The 16,945-nt window shown below is 68.7% G+C and carries 16 protein-coding genes; 3 read left to right on the plus strand and 13 right to left on the minus strand.

Annotated features, from left to right (window positions below; all coding sequences use genetic code 11):
• Positions 1 to 168 (plus strand): LUD domain-containing protein (locus tag GH664_RS20060; RefSeq protein ID WP_194270452.1); only part of this gene is annotated, 168 nt, incomplete at its 5' end.
• Between the two features lie 60 nt (positions 169 to 228).
• On the opposite strand, the gene GH664_RS20065 is transcribed toward GH664_RS20060, so the two are convergent.
• The 4 genes from GH664_RS20065 to GH664_RS20080 form a co-directional block, all read right to left on the minus strand.
• Positions 229 to 1,809 (minus strand): potassium transporter Kup, encoded by a 1,581-nt coding sequence (locus GH664_RS20065; protein WP_153169890.1) that lies wholly within the window; start codon positions 1,807 to 1,809, stop codon positions 229 to 231.
• A gap of 693 nt (positions 1,810 to 2,502) precedes the next feature.
• The gene (locus tag GH664_RS20070; RefSeq protein WP_153169891.1) at positions 2,503 to 3,552 is read right to left on the minus strand and encodes a nitronate monooxygenase family protein; all 1,050 of its coding nucleotides are present in this window, start codon (positions 3,550 to 3,552) and stop codon (positions 2,503 to 2,505) included.
• 50 nt (positions 3,553 to 3,602) lie between these two features.
• Complete coding sequence (locus GH664_RS20075; RefSeq protein WP_153169892.1) at positions 3,603 to 4,028, minus strand: VOC family protein; 426 nt, start codon at positions 4,026 to 4,028, stop codon at positions 3,603 to 3,605.
• 296 nt (positions 4,029 to 4,324) lie between these two features.
• Positions 4,325 to 4,855 carry a M48 family metallopeptidase gene (locus tag GH664_RS20080; RefSeq protein ID WP_153169893.1) on the minus strand — a complete coding sequence of 177 codons (531 nt, stop codon included), beginning with the start codon at positions 4,853 to 4,855 and terminating at the stop codon, positions 4,325 to 4,327.
• Between the two features lie 102 nt (positions 4,856 to 4,957).
• On the opposite strand from GH664_RS20080, the gene def reads away from it, so the two are divergent.
• A complete protein-coding gene (gene def / locus GH664_RS20085) occupies positions 4,958 to 5,494 on the plus strand; it encodes a peptide deformylase (RefSeq protein WP_153169894.1) in 537 nt (178 codons plus the stop codon).
• Between the two features lie 81 nt (positions 5,495 to 5,575).
• Entirely contained in the window at positions 5,576 to 6,775 is a 1,200-nt protein-coding gene (locus GH664_RS20090; protein WP_153169895.1) for a CaiB/BaiF CoA-transferase family protein, read from the plus strand.
• 72 nt (positions 6,776 to 6,847) lie between these two features.
• On the opposite strand, the gene GH664_RS20095 is transcribed toward GH664_RS20090, so the two are convergent.
• From GH664_RS20095 to ftsY, 9 genes are all read right to left on the minus strand, one after another.
• On the minus strand, positions 6,848 to 7,762 hold the full coding sequence (locus GH664_RS20095; RefSeq protein ID WP_153169896.1) for a toll/interleukin-1 receptor domain-containing protein: 915 nt from the start codon (positions 7,760 to 7,762) through the stop codon (positions 6,848 to 6,850).
• 1 nt (position 7,763) lies between these two features.
• On the minus strand, positions 7,764 to 8,666 hold the full coding sequence (locus GH664_RS20100; protein WP_153169897.1) for a hypothetical protein: 903 nt from the start codon (positions 8,664 to 8,666) through the stop codon (positions 7,764 to 7,766).
• A gap of 82 nt (positions 8,667 to 8,748) precedes the next feature.
• Entirely contained in the window at positions 8,749 to 9,429 is a 681-nt protein-coding gene (locus tag GH664_RS20105) for a histidine phosphatase family protein (RefSeq protein ID WP_153169898.1), read from the minus strand.
• Between the two features lie 227 nt (positions 9,430 to 9,656).
• Positions 9,657 to 11,549, minus strand: coding sequence for an ABC transporter ATP-binding protein (locus tag GH664_RS20110; protein WP_194270453.1), 1,893 nt, complete (start codon positions 11,547 to 11,549; stop codon positions 9,657 to 9,659).
• Between the two features lie 10 nt (positions 11,550 to 11,559).
• Complete coding sequence (locus tag GH664_RS20115) at positions 11,560 to 13,314, minus strand: diguanylate cyclase (protein WP_153169900.1); 1,755 nt, start codon at positions 13,312 to 13,314, stop codon at positions 11,560 to 11,562.
• A gap of 111 nt (positions 13,315 to 13,425) precedes the next feature.
• Positions 13,426 to 13,989 (minus strand): alkyl hydroperoxide reductase subunit C, encoded by a 564-nt coding sequence (gene ahpC / locus GH664_RS20120; RefSeq protein WP_153169901.1) that lies wholly within the window; start codon positions 13,987 to 13,989, stop codon positions 13,426 to 13,428.
• Between the two features lie 182 nt (positions 13,990 to 14,171).
• Entirely contained in the window at positions 14,172 to 15,068 is an 897-nt protein-coding gene (gene ftsX, locus GH664_RS20125) for a permease-like cell division protein FtsX (protein ID WP_153169902.1), read from the minus strand.
• Positions 15,065 to 15,745 (minus strand): cell division ATP-binding protein FtsE, encoded by a 681-nt coding sequence (locus GH664_RS20130; protein WP_153169903.1) that lies wholly within the window; start codon positions 15,743 to 15,745, stop codon positions 15,065 to 15,067. The genes ftsX and GH664_RS20130 overlap by 4 nt, the downstream gene beginning before the upstream one ends.
• Positions 15,742 to 16,899: a signal recognition particle-docking protein FtsY gene (gene ftsY, locus GH664_RS20135; protein ID WP_153169904.1), complete on the minus strand. Its 1,158-nt coding sequence runs from the start codon at positions 16,897 to 16,899 to the stop codon at positions 15,742 to 15,744. Before ftsY ends, GH664_RS20130 begins: the two co-directional genes overlap by 4 nt.
• Between the last annotated feature and the right edge of the window lie 46 nt (positions 16,900 to 16,945).

A 16,945-nucleotide genomic window follows, 5' to 3' on the forward strand; every position in this document is an offset into this window, starting at 1 on the left:
GCCACCGCCGGCCAGCGCCCGCCGCGCAACGTCAACATCATCACCGGCGCCAGCGGCACCACCGACATCGAGGGCAGCCTGGTCCTCGGCGCCCATGGCCCCCGCTACCTGCACGTCGTCATCGTCGATGAACGTTCGCGCATGGGCAAAGCGCAGATGTCTGCATGAGCCGAGTGGATCCGGGCCCTCCACGCGGACCAGGTCGATCGCACCGCGGACGCGGCAAGCTCAGATCACGAGCTGCGTCCCCAGCTCGACGACGCGGTTGTTCGGAATCTTGAAGAAGTCGGTGGCGTTGGTCGCGTTCTTCGCCATGAAGACGAACAGGCGCGCGCGCAGCCAGTGCATGCGGCGCTGACGTATCGTCGGGATGATCGTTTCACGGGACAGGTAGAAGGTCGTGTCCATCGGGTCGAAGCGCTCGCCGAAACGGCAGCACTGCTCGAGCGCGCCGGGGATGTCCGGATCCTCCATGAAGCCGTAGCGGATGATGATGCGCATGAAGCCCTCCTTCATGCGGTGAAGGCACAGGCGCTCCATGTCGTTCACATAGGGCGTATCTGCCGTGGTCACCGTCACCAGCATGACGCGCTCGTGCAGCACCTCGTTGTGCTTGAGGTTGTGCAGCAGCGCCGACGGCACGCCTTCCTTGTTGCTGGTCATGAACACCGCCGTGCCGTTGACGCGGTGAACGTCGCCGATCATGTCGAGGAAGGCATGCACGGGGATGCTCTGCTTGACGAGTTCGTCCTCCACCAGCCGCCGACCGCGCTTCCAGGTCGTCAGCACCGTAAACGCGATCAGAGCCATGGCGATCGGAAACCAGCCCCCCTGCGGAATCTTGATCGCATTGGCGGCGAAAAAGGCGATATCGACCAGCAACAGCGCGCCGACGATCGCGCCCGTCCTGACCCAGCTCCACCGCCACAGCAGCACCATCACGAAGCCGATCAGGATGCTGTCGATCAGCATCGTGCCGGTGACGGCGATGCCATAGGCCGCCGCGAGATTCGACGAATTCTTGAAACCGACGACCAGCGCGACCACCGCGAGATAGGGCGTCAGGTTGGTGAAGGGGATATAGATCTGCCCCTGTTCCTTGCCGGAGGTGTGGACGATCAGCATGCGCGGCAACAGGCCCATCTGCACGGCCTGCCGCACCACCGAGAACGCGCCGGAGATCACGGCCTGCGACGCGATCACGGTGGCCACGGTCGCGAAGACCACCATCGGGATCAACGCCCACTTCGGGCCGAGGTGGAAGAACGGGCTCTCCATCGACGCCGGTTCGTTGAGCAGCAGCGCGCCCTGGCCGAAATAGTTCAGCACCTGCGCCGGCAACACGAAGCCGAACCATGCGAGGCGGATCGGCTGTCGCCCGAAGTGCCCCAAGTCCGTGTAGAGCGCCTCCCCGCCGGTGACCGAGAGCACCACCGACCCCAGCGCCAGAAAGGCCAGCGTGGGATCATGGCGGATGAAGTCGGTTGCATGCAGCGGACTGATCGCAGCCAGCACCTGCGGATGCCGGACGATCTCGACGATGCCGAGCACGCCCAGGATCGCGAACCAGCCGATCATGACGGGCCCGAAAAGCAGTCCGACCGCGCCGGTGCCCTTGCGCTGGATGAAGAACAGGCCGCTCAGCACGAGCAGCGTGATCGGGATGATGTAGGGATCGAAGGCGGGGGTGACGATCCCCAGGCCCTCGACGGCCGCCAGCACGGAGATCGCCGGCGTGATCATGCTGTCGCCGAAGACGACACCGATGGCACCGACGGTCAGGGCCGACAGGGCTTGGCGCGAAGTCATTTGGTCATCTCATCCTTGGTCTTGCAGGCCGCGAGCGTTCCGGACCGAAGGACACGTCGATCCGATTGCGGCAAATGCACAGGCGTCGGTCCGCCTTTCAGGCAATTGTGGACAAGGAAGGAAGCGAGGTCATGACATGACTCGCCCCTCGATCCGTGAGCAGCGCGAAAGATCATCGTGTTCGCGTCGGCATCCATCGCTCCGTCACTGTCGATCCGAAGGCGAACCCGGGACAAGGGCATCGACGATGGATGCGACCGGAACCGGACGGCCGGGACGGAAGGGGACGGAATCGCAGCGCCCCCCGGCGCACGAGAGCCGTCCGACGATGCCCCGCCGGCTGCCTTCGAACTGAGCACCGACGGTTTCCCCATGTCCGACAAGGCAGCGGCCGGCTTATCCACAGGATCACCCACAGGCCTGTCCCCACCGGCTGGGGAAAACGCGTGGCGCTCCCCGCTCGCCCCCTCCCGACCGCCGACCGCACGCGTACCATCGTGAGCAACGACAACCCGCGTCGGAGGCGCCATGGCGCGACGCCCGCTACGCCCGCTACGAACTGGTGATCGCGCGCGCGGAAAGCGTGGCGCCGGGGCCGATCGTCTATCGGCGAACGGACCTGCCGCGCCCGGAGCATGTGCTGGCCGTGCCGGCGGACAGGGCGAGGTTCGTCGGGGCGTCGGGCGCACCCCGTCATCGCGTCACCGACAGTCCGGCAGCCAGTTCGCGCGTCAGCGCACCGGCCGGCATCTCGCGGCAGCCGCTGGTGTTCTGCCCGGCCCACAGCGGCGAGAAGTCGGCGCTGCCGAGGGATTCGGCCTTTGCCCGCAGCGGCGCGATGGCCGCCGTCGCCAGCGGGAAGGCGGGTACGGCGGCGCTGAGCAGCCCCAGCTCGCGCATGATGCGATTGACGATGCCGCGCGCCGGCCGCCCGGTGAACAGGTTGGTGAGCGCGGTGACCCGCCCCGCCTCGCTCTTCAGCGCGGCACGATGCAGCGCACCGGTGGTGGCCTCCGGGCACAGCAGATAGGCCGTGCCGACCTGTACGCCGGCTGCACCGAGCGCCATCGCCGCGGCGACACCGCGTGCATCGGCAATGCCACCGGCGGCGATGACGGGGACGCTCACCGCCCGCGCGATCTGCGGCAGCAGCGCGAAGGTCCCCATCTGGGTGGCCATGTCGTCCGCCAGGAAGTGGCCGCGATGGCCGCCCGCCTCCAGCCCCTGCGCGATGACCGCATCGACGCCGTGCGCCTCGAGCCAGCGCGCCTCCTCGACGGTGGTCGCCGACGACAGGATGCGCGCGCCCCAGCTCCGCACCCGCGCCAGCAGCGCGGGCGCCGGCAGGCCGAAGTGGAAACTCACCACCGGCGGCCGGAAGGCCTCCAGCACGTCGGCGGCCTCGGCGCTGAAGGGCAGCCGCGCCGGGCCGGCTGGGATCGCGCCGCCATCGATCCCCTGCTCGGCGTAGTACGGCGCCAGCGCCGCCCGCCAGCCCGCCTCGCGCGCCGGATCGGGCCGGGGCGCGGCATGGCAGAAGAAATTCACGTTGAACGGCTTCGAAGTCTGCGCGCGGATGGCCGCCAGTTCCTGGCGCAGGGCCTCCATGCCAAGCATCGCGCAGGGCAGCGAACCCAGGCCGCCGGCCTCGCTCACCGCCACCGCCAGCGCGCTGCCCTGCACGCCGGCCATCGGCGCCTGGATGATGGTGAGTTCGATGCCGAGGAGCTGCTGCAGCGTCATGATGGAAACCTCGTTACGGTAGTGCTCGGTGCAGCCGCGCGGTATCGGACTCAGTCACCCTCGCCGGGGAGCCATTGCGGGTTCCACACCACCTCCCACAGATGGCCGTCGGGGTCCTGGAAATAGCCGGCATAGCCGCCCCAGAAAGTCGCCTGCGCCGGCTTGACGATCGTCGCGCCGGCCCGTGCCGCCTGCGCTACGACCACATCGACTTCGGCGCGCGAGGCGACATTGTGCCCCAGCGTGAAGGCCGCAGCGGGCTCGCCTGACGGCAGGCCGGTGTCGTGGGCGATGCTGGCGCGCGGCCACAGCGCCAGCCTCAGCCCGGCCTGCAGATCGAAGAAGGCGACTGCGCCATGCTCGAATTCCTCGCCGACGATGCCGTCGGTCGCCAGTCCAAGTCCGTCGCGGTAGAAACGCAGCGCCCGCTCGAGGTCGGCGACGCCGAGGGTGATGACGCTGATGCGCGGTTTCATGATGCCGCCTCCTTCAAAATGACAGCAGCCGTGCCGCATGCGCCCGCTCGAACACGCGACCAGCCCATCCTGCATCAAGATCGAGCACCGGCCGGCAGCCCTCAGCGGACAAGGCCTGCGCGCGCTTATCCACAGCCTCGCGCACAGGACTGTCCCCAAGGGATGGGGACAATCCGCGGCAACCGGCGTGTGTCCCTGACCAGGCCCTCGCCCGCTCGTCCAGCGGCCTGCGGCCGCGGCATCCCAGCCGCCCGCGAGGCCGCCAACGGACCGATGGCACGGTCCAGACCCGCCGCCTACCGCGGCACACCCTGCCACAGCGCCTCCCCCGTCGCGTCGCGCCACGTCAGATAGGCGCGCAGGTCGAACTCGTACTGGTGGTAATGCGGCTCCATGTGCAGGCACAACTGGTAGAACGCCTTGTCGTGATCGCGCTCGCGCAGATGGGCCAGCTCGTGCACGGCGATCATGCGCAGGAATTCCTCGGGCACGTCGCGAAAAACAGGGGCGATGTGGATCTCGCGCTTGGCCGTCAGCTTGGCGCCCTGCACCCGCGAGATCGTGGTGTGGGTGCCGAGCGCGTTGCGGATGACATGGATCCTGCTGTCGTAGCAGACCTTGCTGATCGGCGCGGCGTTGCGCAGGTGGGCAGCCTTGAGGTCCTGCACGTAGTCGTAAAGGGCGGCGTCGCTGCGCACCGCGTGCGGCCGCGGGTAGCGGCGGCGCAGCACCTCGGCGAAGCGGCCCTGGTCGATGAGGTCCTGCACCTGCTGGCGCAGCGCCGGCGGGTAGCCGGCGAGGTAGTCGGTGGGCGGGCGGGGTTTCATCGTTCGACGACAATCAGGATCCACATGAGGCCAGGCATTATGGCCGGCGGCTTGCGGGCTGACATAATTGCGCTCGTCCCCGCCCGATTTCGAACCGCTCCAATGACCGTCCGCACCCTCCTCCGCATGGGCGATCCGCGCCTGCTGCAGCCCGCTGCCCCCGTCACGGCCTTCGGCACGCCCGAGCTCGACACGCTGATCGCCGACATGTTCGACACCATGGCCGCAGCCGGCGGCGTGGGGCTGGCGGCGCCGCAGATCGGCGTCGGCCTGCAAGTGGCGATCTTCGGCTTCGAGCGCAGCGAACGCTACCCGGACGCGCCGGCGGTGCCGCGGACCATCCTGCTGAACCCGGTGATCACGCCGCTGGACGACGAGATGGAGGACGGCTGGGAAGGCTGCCTGTCGGTGCCCGACCTGCGCGGCGTGGTGCCGCGCCAACGCCGCATCCGCTACCGGGGCGTCGATCCGCAGGGCGCGCCGATCGACCGCGTCGCCGAGGGCTTCCATGCGCGCGTGGTGCAGCACGAGTGCGACCACCTGATCGGCATGCTGTACCCGATGCGGGTGCGCGACTTCAGCCGTTTCGGCTTCACCGACGTGCTGTTCCCCGAGCTGGCCGGCGTGCCGGACGACTGATCCGGCCGCCGCCTGCAGCCCGCCGACAGCAGCCTCCTGCGCCGCCCCCACGACGACACCCCGAACCGGAAAGCACTGCCCATGACCGACACCGCAAAACCCCTCGCCGGCCTGAAGGTGATCGAGCTCGGCACGCTGATCGCCGGCCCCTTCGCCAGCCGCATCATGGCCGAGTTCGGCGCCGAGGTGATCAAGGTCGAAGCGCCCGACGGCGGCGACCCGCTGCGCAAGTGGCGCAAGCTGTACGAAGGCACCTCGCTGTGGTGGTACGTGCAGGCGCGCAACAAGAAGTCGGTGACGCTGAACCTCAAGCATGAGGCGGGCCGCGAGGTGTTGCGCCGGCTGGTGGCGGGCGCCGACATCGTGGTGGAGAACTTCCGCCCCGGCGTGCTGGAAAAACTCGGCCTGGGCTGGGACGCGCTGTCGGCGCTGAACCCGGGGCTGGTGATGGTGCGCCTGTCGGGCTTCGGCCAGACCGGGCCGATGGCGGCGCAGCCGGGCTTCGGCGCGATCGGCGAATCGATGGGCGGGCTGCGCTACGTGACCGGTTTTCCCGACCGGCCGCCGGTGAAGACCGGCATCTCGATCGGCGACTCGATCGCGGCGCTGTGGGGGGTGATCGGCGCGCTGATGGCGCTGCGCCACAAGGAAGTGAACGGCGGCAGGGGCCAGGTGGTGGACGTGGCGCTGTACGAGGCGGTGTTCGCGATGATGGAGTCGCTCGTGCCGGAATTCGACGTGTTCGGCTTCGTGCGCGAGCGCACCGGCAACATCATGCCCGGCATCACGCCGTCGAACACCCACACCACTCGCGACGGCAAGCATGTGGCAGTCGGCGCCAACGGCGACGCTATCTTCCGGCGGCTGATGCAGACCATGGGCCGCGCGGATCTCGCCGACGACCCCGCGCTGGCGGACAACGCCGGCCGCGATGCGCGGCGCGATGAGCTGTACGCGGCGATCGGCGCCTGGGTGGCGGCGCATGACGAGACCGAGGTGCTGGCGGCGCTGGCCGCCGCCGACGTGCCGGCCTCGCGCATCTACTCGGTGGCCGACATGTTCGCCGATCCGCAATTCCTCGCCCGCGGCATGATCGAGATGGTGAAACTTCCCGACGGCCGCGACTGCCGCGTCCCGGGCATCGTGCCCAAGCTGTCGGACACGCCCGGCGGCACCGAATGGATCGGACCGGCGCTGGGCGAGCACAACGAGGCGGTGCTCGGCGGACTCGGCTACTCGTCGGATGAGATCGCCGCCTTGCGCGCGGTCGGCGCAATTTGAGGGCTGCGCGCGCCAGCCGCGGCCGGGCGAAATGGCTGCTGAGGTGGCGCCGAGCCGCGTCTCGCGCCCGGCTCAGGCGGTGCCGGGCATGGCCGCTTCCGCGTCGGCGCCTGCCGGCTCCTCGCCCAGCAACGCCGCCACCAGACGCTCCATGTCGGGCCGGAAATCGGGATCGGGACGCACCGGCAATGCGCTGAGGAAGCTCAGCGGACGCAGCGACCGCGGCAGTGCGTCCTCGCCCGGCATCGCCGCGCCCTGCACCAGCACCGGGATCACGCGCAGGCGGCGCGCAAGCGCGGTCTCGATCTCGATGCGCACCATGTCGTCCGCGTCGTCCAGGCGACGCAGGCCGCCGGGGTCGGCGATCGTCAGCCAGCGCATGCCGATCACCACCAGCACCACGTCGGCCTGCTGAAGCGCGCGGCCGATCACCACCCGGTAATCCTCGCCGGCGGCCTGGCGATCGACGTCGAGGAAGATCCTCTGCTCGTCGAAACCTTCGCGCAGATGGTCGTGGATGCGGCCGACCGTCTCGCGGCTGTCGTCGCGGCGGTAGGAGATGAAGATGCCCAGTTCCGCCTTCGGCTCGTCCCGCACGGCGGCCGGCCAGCGCACCAGGCGGTGGGCGGCGAACGCCGCGTAGGCGAGCAGCACCAGCGTCCACCCGACGAAGGCCGCGGCGGATTCGGGCACCGCGACCGCCAGCAGGCCGAACAGCAGCGCGGCGATGAAGGCCATGGCCACGAGGAAGAAGCCCAGCCGCCTTGCACGCGGCTTGCGCAGGCTGATCATGACGCCGAAGGCAAAGGCGGACGCGCCGACCAGCAGCCCCACGCCGACGACAATGCCCTGCCCCGAGCTGGCGGCATAGGGCAGCAGCATCAACGCCGCCGCGGTGGCGAGCAGGCTGGCGACCGCGAACAGCAGGGAGACCTGCGCCAGCCGGCGCAGGGCGGTCACGCCGTCGGCGGAAAGCTGGGCGCCCATGTCATTGCGCCGCCAGCGCCTGCCACAAGCCGGCGCGCTCGAGGTGCGTGCGGCCCTGCGAGTCGCTCGGCAGGCGCAGGCTCGCCTCCGGCTGGTCTGCGCGGCGCTCGAACTCGTAGATCAGCGCGGTGGTGTAGTGCTGCGCCGAGTACGGCAGCGCGCCGAGTTCCGCCGGCAGGCGCAGCGCACCACCCGATGCCCAGCGCCGGGCATCGGCCTCGGTCGGCGGCTCCTCGCGCGCGGCGAAGTCGCGGTCGGTCACCGCGAACACGATCACGCGGTAGTAACCCGGCGGCGCGTTGAACAGCGCACGGATGATGTCGATGAGGCCCTCGCGCATCGGCGGCGTCGCCACCGTCCAGCGATCCGGCGGCGCAAACGGGGACGCGTCGGCGCGGATCTGCTCGATGCGCGAGGCGAGCGCGAAGCCGCCGGGAATGCGGTAATAGCTGCGCTCGCCGTAGCCGGCGGCATCGAAGGCGCGCTCCAGCCTGGCCGCCGCGGAGCCCAGCGTGGCGCCGGCTGCCGGCGCGACCCATTCGCGCTCGATGCTGGAGAACGCGGAATAGCGCGGCGGCGGCCACGGGAAGGAGGGCAGCGTCGGCGCGCTGTGGCCGTCGCCTGACACGGGATGCCCGTTTCGTGAAGGCGGACGCACATCGGGCGCGGGGGCCGGTGTCGGAGCCGGCGCGGGAGCAGCCACGGACGGGGGCGGCGGAGGTTGCGGCATTGGCGTTGGCGACGGCGGCGCAGGTGCGGTAGCGGGCGGAGGCGCCTCCTGCTTGAGGCCGCACGCCCCCAGCATCGTCGCCAGCAAGGTGATGAGCACCAGGACCAGCGAACGCAGCCTTGCGGGGACCATGCCCGCGTCCGCCTCGATCGGGCTCGAGCGAGTGCACCCCATGCCATGTCTCCCCTCTTGGGCCGTGGCGCGACTTGCGCCTCTGTCATTCATGCTAGATCAAAGCGGAAAGCACCGCAGCAACTCAGACGCGCGATGGATCGGCCAGGCCGGGGCGGGATGCATCGCGGTAAGCGGCGGTGAGCCCCGCCTCGTCGCGCCAGAAGAATGCGCCTTCGAGATAGCGCGGCCAGGGCTCCGGCCCACGGGGCGGTCCGAGGAAACGCGCGGCGGTGGCAGCGAGCAGGATGTCGTGGGTGACGAAGACATGCAGGCCCGGCGCATCGGCCGCGACATCCAGCATGTGCCGCACCAGCTTGCGCGCGCCGACGTCGGGATGTTCCGTGCCCGGCAACGGATCGTCGCGGAACGCGAGGTGCGCCATGATGCCGCGGCTGCCCATGGCCAGCCAGTTGCGGCCGGCGAGTTGGCGGTCGATCACGTAGGCGCCGGGATCCCCAAGCATGCGGTCGGGCACGGTATCGAACGCGGCACCGGCCGCCTCGCCGATCAGCGCCGCCGTCTCGACGCAACGGCTCACCGGGCTGCTGCGCAGGCTGCGCACACGTCCGCGCATCGCCGCGCCAAGGCTGCGGGCAAGGCGCACGCCCAAAGGGTTGAGCGGTAGCTCGTAGCCGATGTCGTCGTGTGGCAACTCGTCGCGCACCGAATGCCGCACCAGCAGCGCCACCGGTCGGTCGGCAGGCACTTCGGAAATCCAGCGGAACATCGCCGGCGGGACGGCATCCTGGGCGGGGTCGTTCATGAGGCAACGGGCCTGAAATGAGCCGCCACGGGCGTCGTCTCGCTCCCGCACGGCATGCTCGGCTTGATCCAAATCAATTTGATTGCATCTAGCAACAGTTTCTACTTGCAACTTAATGGCCGCACCGATATAGTTGCATCCGTCTCCTCCTCTCGAACCCCTCGAGATGGTTCAAGCCTCGTGGCAACACGAGGCTTTTTTTTGCCTGCACCGAGCTGCCGCCCCCTTCAGGCCGACGTCGCGAGGCGGTCTTGCGGCAGTTCTCCCGCGTCTTCGTCCTCCGCCTCCTCGCCGAGGAAGCCACCACTCTGATGCGCCCACAGGCGGGCGTACAAGCCGCCCTTCGCCAGCAGGCTGCGGTGGTCGCCCTCCTCGACAATGCGTCCCCTGTCCATCACCACCAGCCGGTCCATCGCGGCGATGGTCGACAGCCGGTGCGCGATCGCCACCACCGTCTTGCCTTCCATGAGCCGGTACAGGCTGGCCTGGATCGCCACTTCCACCTCGGAGTCGAGTGCGCTGGTGGCCTCGTCGAGCAGCAGGATGGGGGCGTCCTTCAACATCACGCGGGCGATGGCGATGCGCTGGCGCTGGCCACCAGACAATTTCACGCCGCGCTCGCCGACATGCGCGTCGTAGCCCTGGCGGCCCCTGGGGTCGGTCAGCGTCTGGATGAAGTCGTGCGCTTCGGCGCGCTTGGCGGCGACGATCATCTCGGCGTCGCTGGCGTCCGGCCGACCGTACAGGATGTTGTCACGCACCGAGCGGTGCAGCAGCGAAGTGTCCTGCGTCACCATGCCGACCTGCGCGCGCAGGCTGTCCTGGGTGACGTGGGCGATGTCCTGGCCGTCGATCAGGATGCGCCCTTGCTCGATGTCGTAGAAGCGCAGCAGCAGGTTCACCAGCGTGGATTTTCCGGCACCCGAGCGCCCGACCACGCCGATCTTCTCGCCGGGGCGGATCACCAGCGAGAAGTCGTCGATGACCTTGCGCGCCTGCGCGCCGGTGGCGCCGTAGGCGAAGCTGAGGTTCTCGAAGCGGATCTCGCCCTGGCGCACCACCAGCGGCTTCGCCTCCGGCCGGTCGCGCACCAACTGGTGGCGCGACAGCGTGTTGATGCCGTCCTGCACGGTGCCGACATGCTCGAACAGCGAGGCCATCTCCCACATCACCCAGTGCGACATGCCGTTCAGGCGCAGCGCCATCGCGGTGGCCGCCGCCACCGCCCCCACGCCCACCTCGCCGCGCGTCCACAGCCACAGCGCGACGCCGGCGGTCGACAGGATCAGCAACATGCTCAAGGTGTGGTTGACGACCTCGATGCCGCTCACCAGCCGCATCTGGCCATGCACCGTGACCATGAACTCCTTCATCGCCGAACGCGCATAGGCGGCCTCGCGGCCCGCGTGCGAGAACAGCTTCACCGTGGCGATGTTGGTATAGGCGTCGGTAATGCGCCCGGTCATCAGCGAGCGCGCATCGGCCTGCGCGCGCGACACGCGCGACAGCCGCGGCACGAACCAGCGCAAGGCGATGACGTAGAGGCCCAGCCAGCCGAGGAAGGGCAGCAGCAGCCAGCCGGCGAAACTGCCCACGACCGCGGCGATGGTGACGAAGTAGATCACCACGAAGACCAGGATGTCGGTCAGGATCATCACCGTGTCGCGCACCGCCAGCGCGGTCTGCATGACTTTCGCCGCCACCCGGCCGGCGAACTCGTCCTGGTAGAAGCTCATGCTCTGGCCGAGCATGACGCGGTGGAAGTTCCAGCGCAGCCGCATCGGGAAATTGCCCGCCAGCGTCTGGTGCTTGAGCATGGTCTGCAGGGCCACCAGTGCGCTGCTGCACAGGATGATCCCGCCCAGCAGCAGCAGGCGCCCGCCTTCCTGCTCCCACAGCCGCGCCGGCTCCACATGCGACAGCCAGTCGACGATGCGGCCCAGCATGGCGAACAACAGGGCCTCGAACGCGCCGATGGTGGCCGTGAGCAGCGTCATCGCCAGGATGAACGGGCGCATCCCGGCGGTTCCCGCCCACAGGAAGGCAAGAAAGCCACGCGGCGGCGGTGACGGCCGGATGTCCGGGTACGGATCGACCCGGTTTTCGAAGTATCGGAACACGTGTTTCCTTCTAGTCGGCCAGCCCGTCGCCGGGCGGCGCATGAACGCAATGCCGGTTGCGCCCGCTGCGCTTGGCCCGATACAGCGCATCGTCGGCAAACTTCTGCAGCAAATCCAGGCCGGACGCGTGATCGGGATAAAGTGCGATCCCCACCGAGGCGGACACCGTGGCCTCGCCTTCCTTCAGCAGGAAGGGCTGCGCCAGCAGGCCGCACACCCGCCTGGCCACCTGCTCGGCCTCGGCGAGCGCATGGACTTCCTGCAGGATCAATGCGAACTCGTCCCCGCCCAGGCGCGCCACCGTGTCGGTCGCACGCACGCAGGTGAGGAGGCGCTGGCCGGCTTCCACCAGCAACGCGTCTCCGGCTGGGTGGCCGAGGCGGTCATTGGTCTCCTTGAACAGGTCCAGATCGACCATCAGCAACGCAAAACGGTTCCCGTGCCGCCGCGCGAAGGCGAGCGCCTCATACGCGCGGGCATTGAACAGCACCCGATTGGCCAGCCCGGTCAGCGCGTCGTGATGCGCCAGGTGGAGGACGGCCGCCTCTGCCTCCTTGCGACGGGTGATGTCCGAGAAGATCGCGACATAGCCTTCCTGCTCGTCGCCAAGGCGCTTGATCGACAGCCACTCCGCGAAGATCCCGCCATCCTTGCGGCGGTTCCAGATTTCGCCCTGCCAATGCCCGGTACGCAGCAGGGCGGACCACATGGACTCGAAGAAGGCAGCGTCGTGACGGCCCGATGTCAGCACGCGCGGATTCTCACCAAGGACGTCTTCGGCCGCATAGCCGGTGATGGCGGTGAAGGCCGGATTCACCTGCAGGATGCGGCCGTCGTGATCGGTCACGAACATGCCTTCGGCCGCATGCTCGAACACCGCACGATGACGCAATTCGCTTTGCTGCAGGCGCTCCTGCGCATCGCGTCGTTCCTCGACCTCGCGCGCGAGGCTGGTATTGGTCAGCGCAAGCTCGCGGGTGCGCTCGGCGATGACTTCGTCCTGCGCCCGCGTCAGGCGCTGGATCGCCTGCAGCCGCCGGCGATCGGACCACAGCAGCAGATGCACCAGCCCGCCCGCAAGCAGGAAGGCCCCGCCATGGAGCCACAGTGCACGCCGCCGCTGCTCGTCACGCACCGCCAGCAAACCCGCTGCCGGCACGGTCACCGAGATGCCTCCCCTGACATCACCGACCTTGTAGCCCTGCGCAGCGTGGCAATGCAGGCAGGCGGGCTTGACTTGCAGCGGTGCCATGTAGCGGAACACCGGCACACCGCCTTCCTCGACCAGACGCAGGACTTCCTTGCTGCCATGCTCGAAGGACCGCAAGGCCTCCTCCTCCCACGGCTCGGGCCGGTTCGCCGGACGGATCGGCTTCAGGCTGGTGATGTGCAGCTTGATGCCCTCGGTGCGCTCGGCCAGTTCGCCGATCTGCCGGGTCATGAAAGCCGGATTGACCAGCGTCAGCTTCGTGCCGTTGGTGGCCGTCAGGTCGCGCTCGGGGTGATCGAGATACGGGTTGGGCTGTGTCGCCGCGGTGACCGGCACATACACGCCCTTGTGCGAAGCGTTCCAGTCGCGCGCCAGCTCGATGAGCCCGAACAGGTCTGCGCCGCGACCACGCGCGATGAAGTCCATGCGCGCGTCGATGCGCTGCAGGTCGAGCACCAGCAAACCGCCGAACAGCAGGCCGAACAGTCCATAGGACAGCGCCAACTGCAAGCGATACGGAATGCCGCGTCCGAAGGGAATGGAACCGACGTTCATCACTGCATTCTAGCGATGCACTCCCGCCTGCTGTGGCGTGAAAAAGCCGGCGCATGGCCGGCTTTGCATCGCTTGGCCCGGGCAGCGGGTGCCCGGGGCTTGTGGCGAGGCTCAGATCTTGCCGACGAGGTCCAGCGACGGCGCCAGCGTGGCGTCGCCCGGGGTCCACTTGGCGGGGCAGACTTCGCCCGGGTGCGAGGCGACGTACTGGGCAGCCTGCACCTTGCGCAGCAACTCACTGGCGTCACGACCGATGCCCAGGTCGTGGATCTCGGCAACCTTGATCTCGCCTTCCGGGTTGATCACGAAGGTGCCGCGCAGCGCCAGGCCTTCTTCCTCGATCATGACGTCGAAGTTGCGGCTGATGGTGCCGGTGGGGTCGCCGATCATCGGGTAGTGGATCTTCTTGATCGTGTCCGAGGCGTCGTGCCAGGCCTTGTGGGTGAAGTGGGTGTCGGTCGATACCGAATAGCACTCGACGCCCAGCTTCTGGAACTCGGGGTACACGTCAGCCAGGTCGCCCAGCTCGGTCGGGCAGACGAAAGTGAAGTCGGCCGGGTAGAAGAACACGACGGACCACTTGCCGAGCAGGCTCTCGTCGGAAACCGGGACAAACTTGCCGTTATGGAAGGCGGTCGCCTTGAAAGGCTTGATTTTGCTGTTGATCAGGGGCATCGCATTTCCTCCGGGTGGTTGATGGAACGACTTCGTGAAGCTCGATTTGAGAGTGTAGGGCTGAGCGAAGAATTGACCCAATTGATTATCAAGATGAGCTCTATTGTCGCAAGCTATCAGACGAGCACAAGGCATCGCATGTGCCGCAGACCTTCATTCAATTGGTGGCAGATTGCAGAAATTCAAGCCCCCGCGAGATGGCGGCGCACCGAAATCGCCGCCCCCAGCCAGCCCAGGAAGGTGGCGAAGGCGACGATGACCAGCGACTCGGGCACCCCAGGCCCGCTGAGCGCGAACACCGCGCCGTAGGACTCGGCCAGCGCCGCGACCGGCGCTGCCAGCGCCTCCACGCCCAGCCAAACGGTGCCCAACGCCACCAGGCCGCCGAGCGCTCCCTGCAGGCCGCCGAACCAGTAGAACGGCCGCCGGATGAAGGGGTCGGTGGCGCCGAGCAGGCGGCTGACCTCGATCTCCGGGCGCTGGGTGAGAATCTGCAGGCGGATGGTGTTGAAGGTGACGATGACCAGCGCGAAGCCGAGCAAGCCGGCCAGCATCATGACCGCCGAGCGCCCCAGGCCAAGCAGCGCATGCAGGCGCTTGACCCAGGCGGAATCGAGCTGGACATGGGCGACCTTGGGCCAGCTCCGCATCGTTTCGGCCAGGCGCTCGAACACCGCAGGATCCTCGCCGCGCGGCGCGGCCACGAAGGCGTCCGGCAGCGGATTGGCGCTGAGCCCGCCGAGCACGTCCCCCAGCCCGCCGCGCTGCAACTGCTGCAGCGCCTCGTCGCGCGGCACGTAGCGATAGCTGGCGAGTGCCGGCTCGGCCTTCAGCCTCCGCTCGATCAAGGCCACGTCCGCCGCGCCGGCGCCCATGTCGAGAAACACGCTGATCTCCGGCGTGCCGGAGACACCGCGCGCAAGCGAGGCGACGTTGTCGAGCAGCAGGTAGCCGCCGCCGGGCAGCGACAGGGCGATGCCCACCACCAGCGCCGACAACAGCGTGCCCAGCGGCTGGCCAGCGAGGCGGCGCAAGGCGTGGGCGATGGCGCGGCCGTGCAGGTAGAACCAGTTCATCATGCCGCCACCTCCACCGCAGCCTCGTCGCCGACCAGCAGGCCCTTGCCCAGTACCAGCCTGCGCGGCCGGCTGGCGGCGAACAGGCTGGCGTCGTGGGTGGACACCAGCACGGTGACGCCGGCGTCGTTGAACGAGCGGAACAGGTCGGCGATGTCGCGCGCGTAGTCCGGATCCAGATGGGCAGTGGGCTCGTCGGCGATCAGGATGGACGGCCGGTTGACGATGGCACGCGCGATCGCCACGCGTTGCTGCTCACCGCCCGACAGGCCGGCCGGACGCTCCTTGCCGCGGCCGTCGAGGCCGACGCGCTCGAGCGCTGCCGCCACGCGCCGCGCGGCATCGCGCGGTGGGTGGCCGGTGATCACCAGCGGCAGCATGACGTTGTCGAACACGCTGCGGTCGTGCAGCAGGCGGATCTCCTGCAGCACCAGCCCGAGGTTGCGGCGCAGGTAGGGAATCGCCCGCTGCGGCAGGTGCGACACATCCTGGCCATTGATGCGGACGGTGCCCGCGGTGGGGCGCTCGATCACCGGGATGAGCTTCATCAGCGTGCTCTTGCCGGCGCCGGAATGGCCCGACAGCACCACGAGTTCGCCATGGCGGATCTCGAAACTGACGCCGGCCAGCGCGGTGTAGCCGCCGGGGTACCGCTTTACCACTTCCTCGAAGACGATCATGCGCGCCCGCCAGCCTCCCCGCCTGCCTTCACCGCGCCCGGCACGGGCTCGAACAGCGCGTCGACGAACTCGCGCGCCTTGAAGGGCTGCAGGTCGTCGATGCCTTCGCCGACACCGATGAAGCGCAGCGGCTTCGGACATTGTCGCGCGATCGCCGCCAGCACGCCGCCCTTGGCGGTGCCGTCGAGCTTGGTGACCACGAGGCCGGTGACGCCGACGGCCTTGTCGAAGGCCTTGACCTGTGCCAGCGCGTTCTGGCCGATGTTGGCATCGAGCACCAGGATCACCTCGTGCGGCCCGCTCGGCTCCGCCTTGGCGATGACGCGCCTGACCTTGGCGATCTCGTCCATCAGGTGCAGTTGCGTCGGCAGGCGGCCGGCGGTGTCGGCCAGCACGATGTCGATCCGGCGCGCACGCGCGGCGTTGATCGCATCGAAGATCACCGCCGCGGCGTCGCCGCCTTCCTGCGCCACCACGGTGACGTTGTTGCGCTCGCCCCAGGTCATCAACTGCTCGCGCGCCGCCGCGCGGAAAGTGTCGCCGGCAGCCAGCAGCACGCTCTTGCCCTGGGCCTGGAAATACTTGGCGAGCTTGCCGATGGAGGTCGTCTTGCCCGAGCCGTTAACGCCCGCGATCATGATGATGTAGGGGGAGTGGCCCGACACGTCGAGCGGCTGCTCGAGCGGCGCGATGATGGCATGCAGCGCATCGGCCAGCGTCTGCTGCAACTGGTCCGCGGTCTCCAGCTTGTCGCGCTTCCAGCGCGTGCGCAGCTCGCCCAGCAGATGCTGCGTGGCCTCGACGCCGCAATCGGCCATCAGCAGCGTGGTTTCCAGCTCCTCGAGCAGGTCCTCGTCGATCTTGCGACGACCGAACAGGCTGGCAAGACCGCCGCCCAGTTGCTGGCGGGTGCGTGCGAGGCCGGCCTTCAGGCGCTCGGCCCACGAGCGCTTCGCTGCGGGGACGGGTTCGACGACCGGTGCGGCTGGGGCAGCCGGCCGGATTTCAGGCGCTGCGACGGGTTCGGACGCGGGCGCCTCGGCCACCGGGACGACAGGCGCAGCAGCCGAATCTGCCGCGGCAGATTCGGCGCCCGCGGCGGGCACTGCGGTATCGTCGGACGTGCCGCGTTTTTTCTTCAAGAAACCAAACATGGAAAGCTCGAGTCAGAGGAATCGTTTCGCTGCGGACGCGGCATGC

The sequence above is a fragment of the Thauera sp. 2A1 genome, assembly GCF_009469595.2.
Lineage (GTDB): Bacteria > Pseudomonadota > Gammaproteobacteria > Burkholderiales > Rhodocyclaceae > Thauera.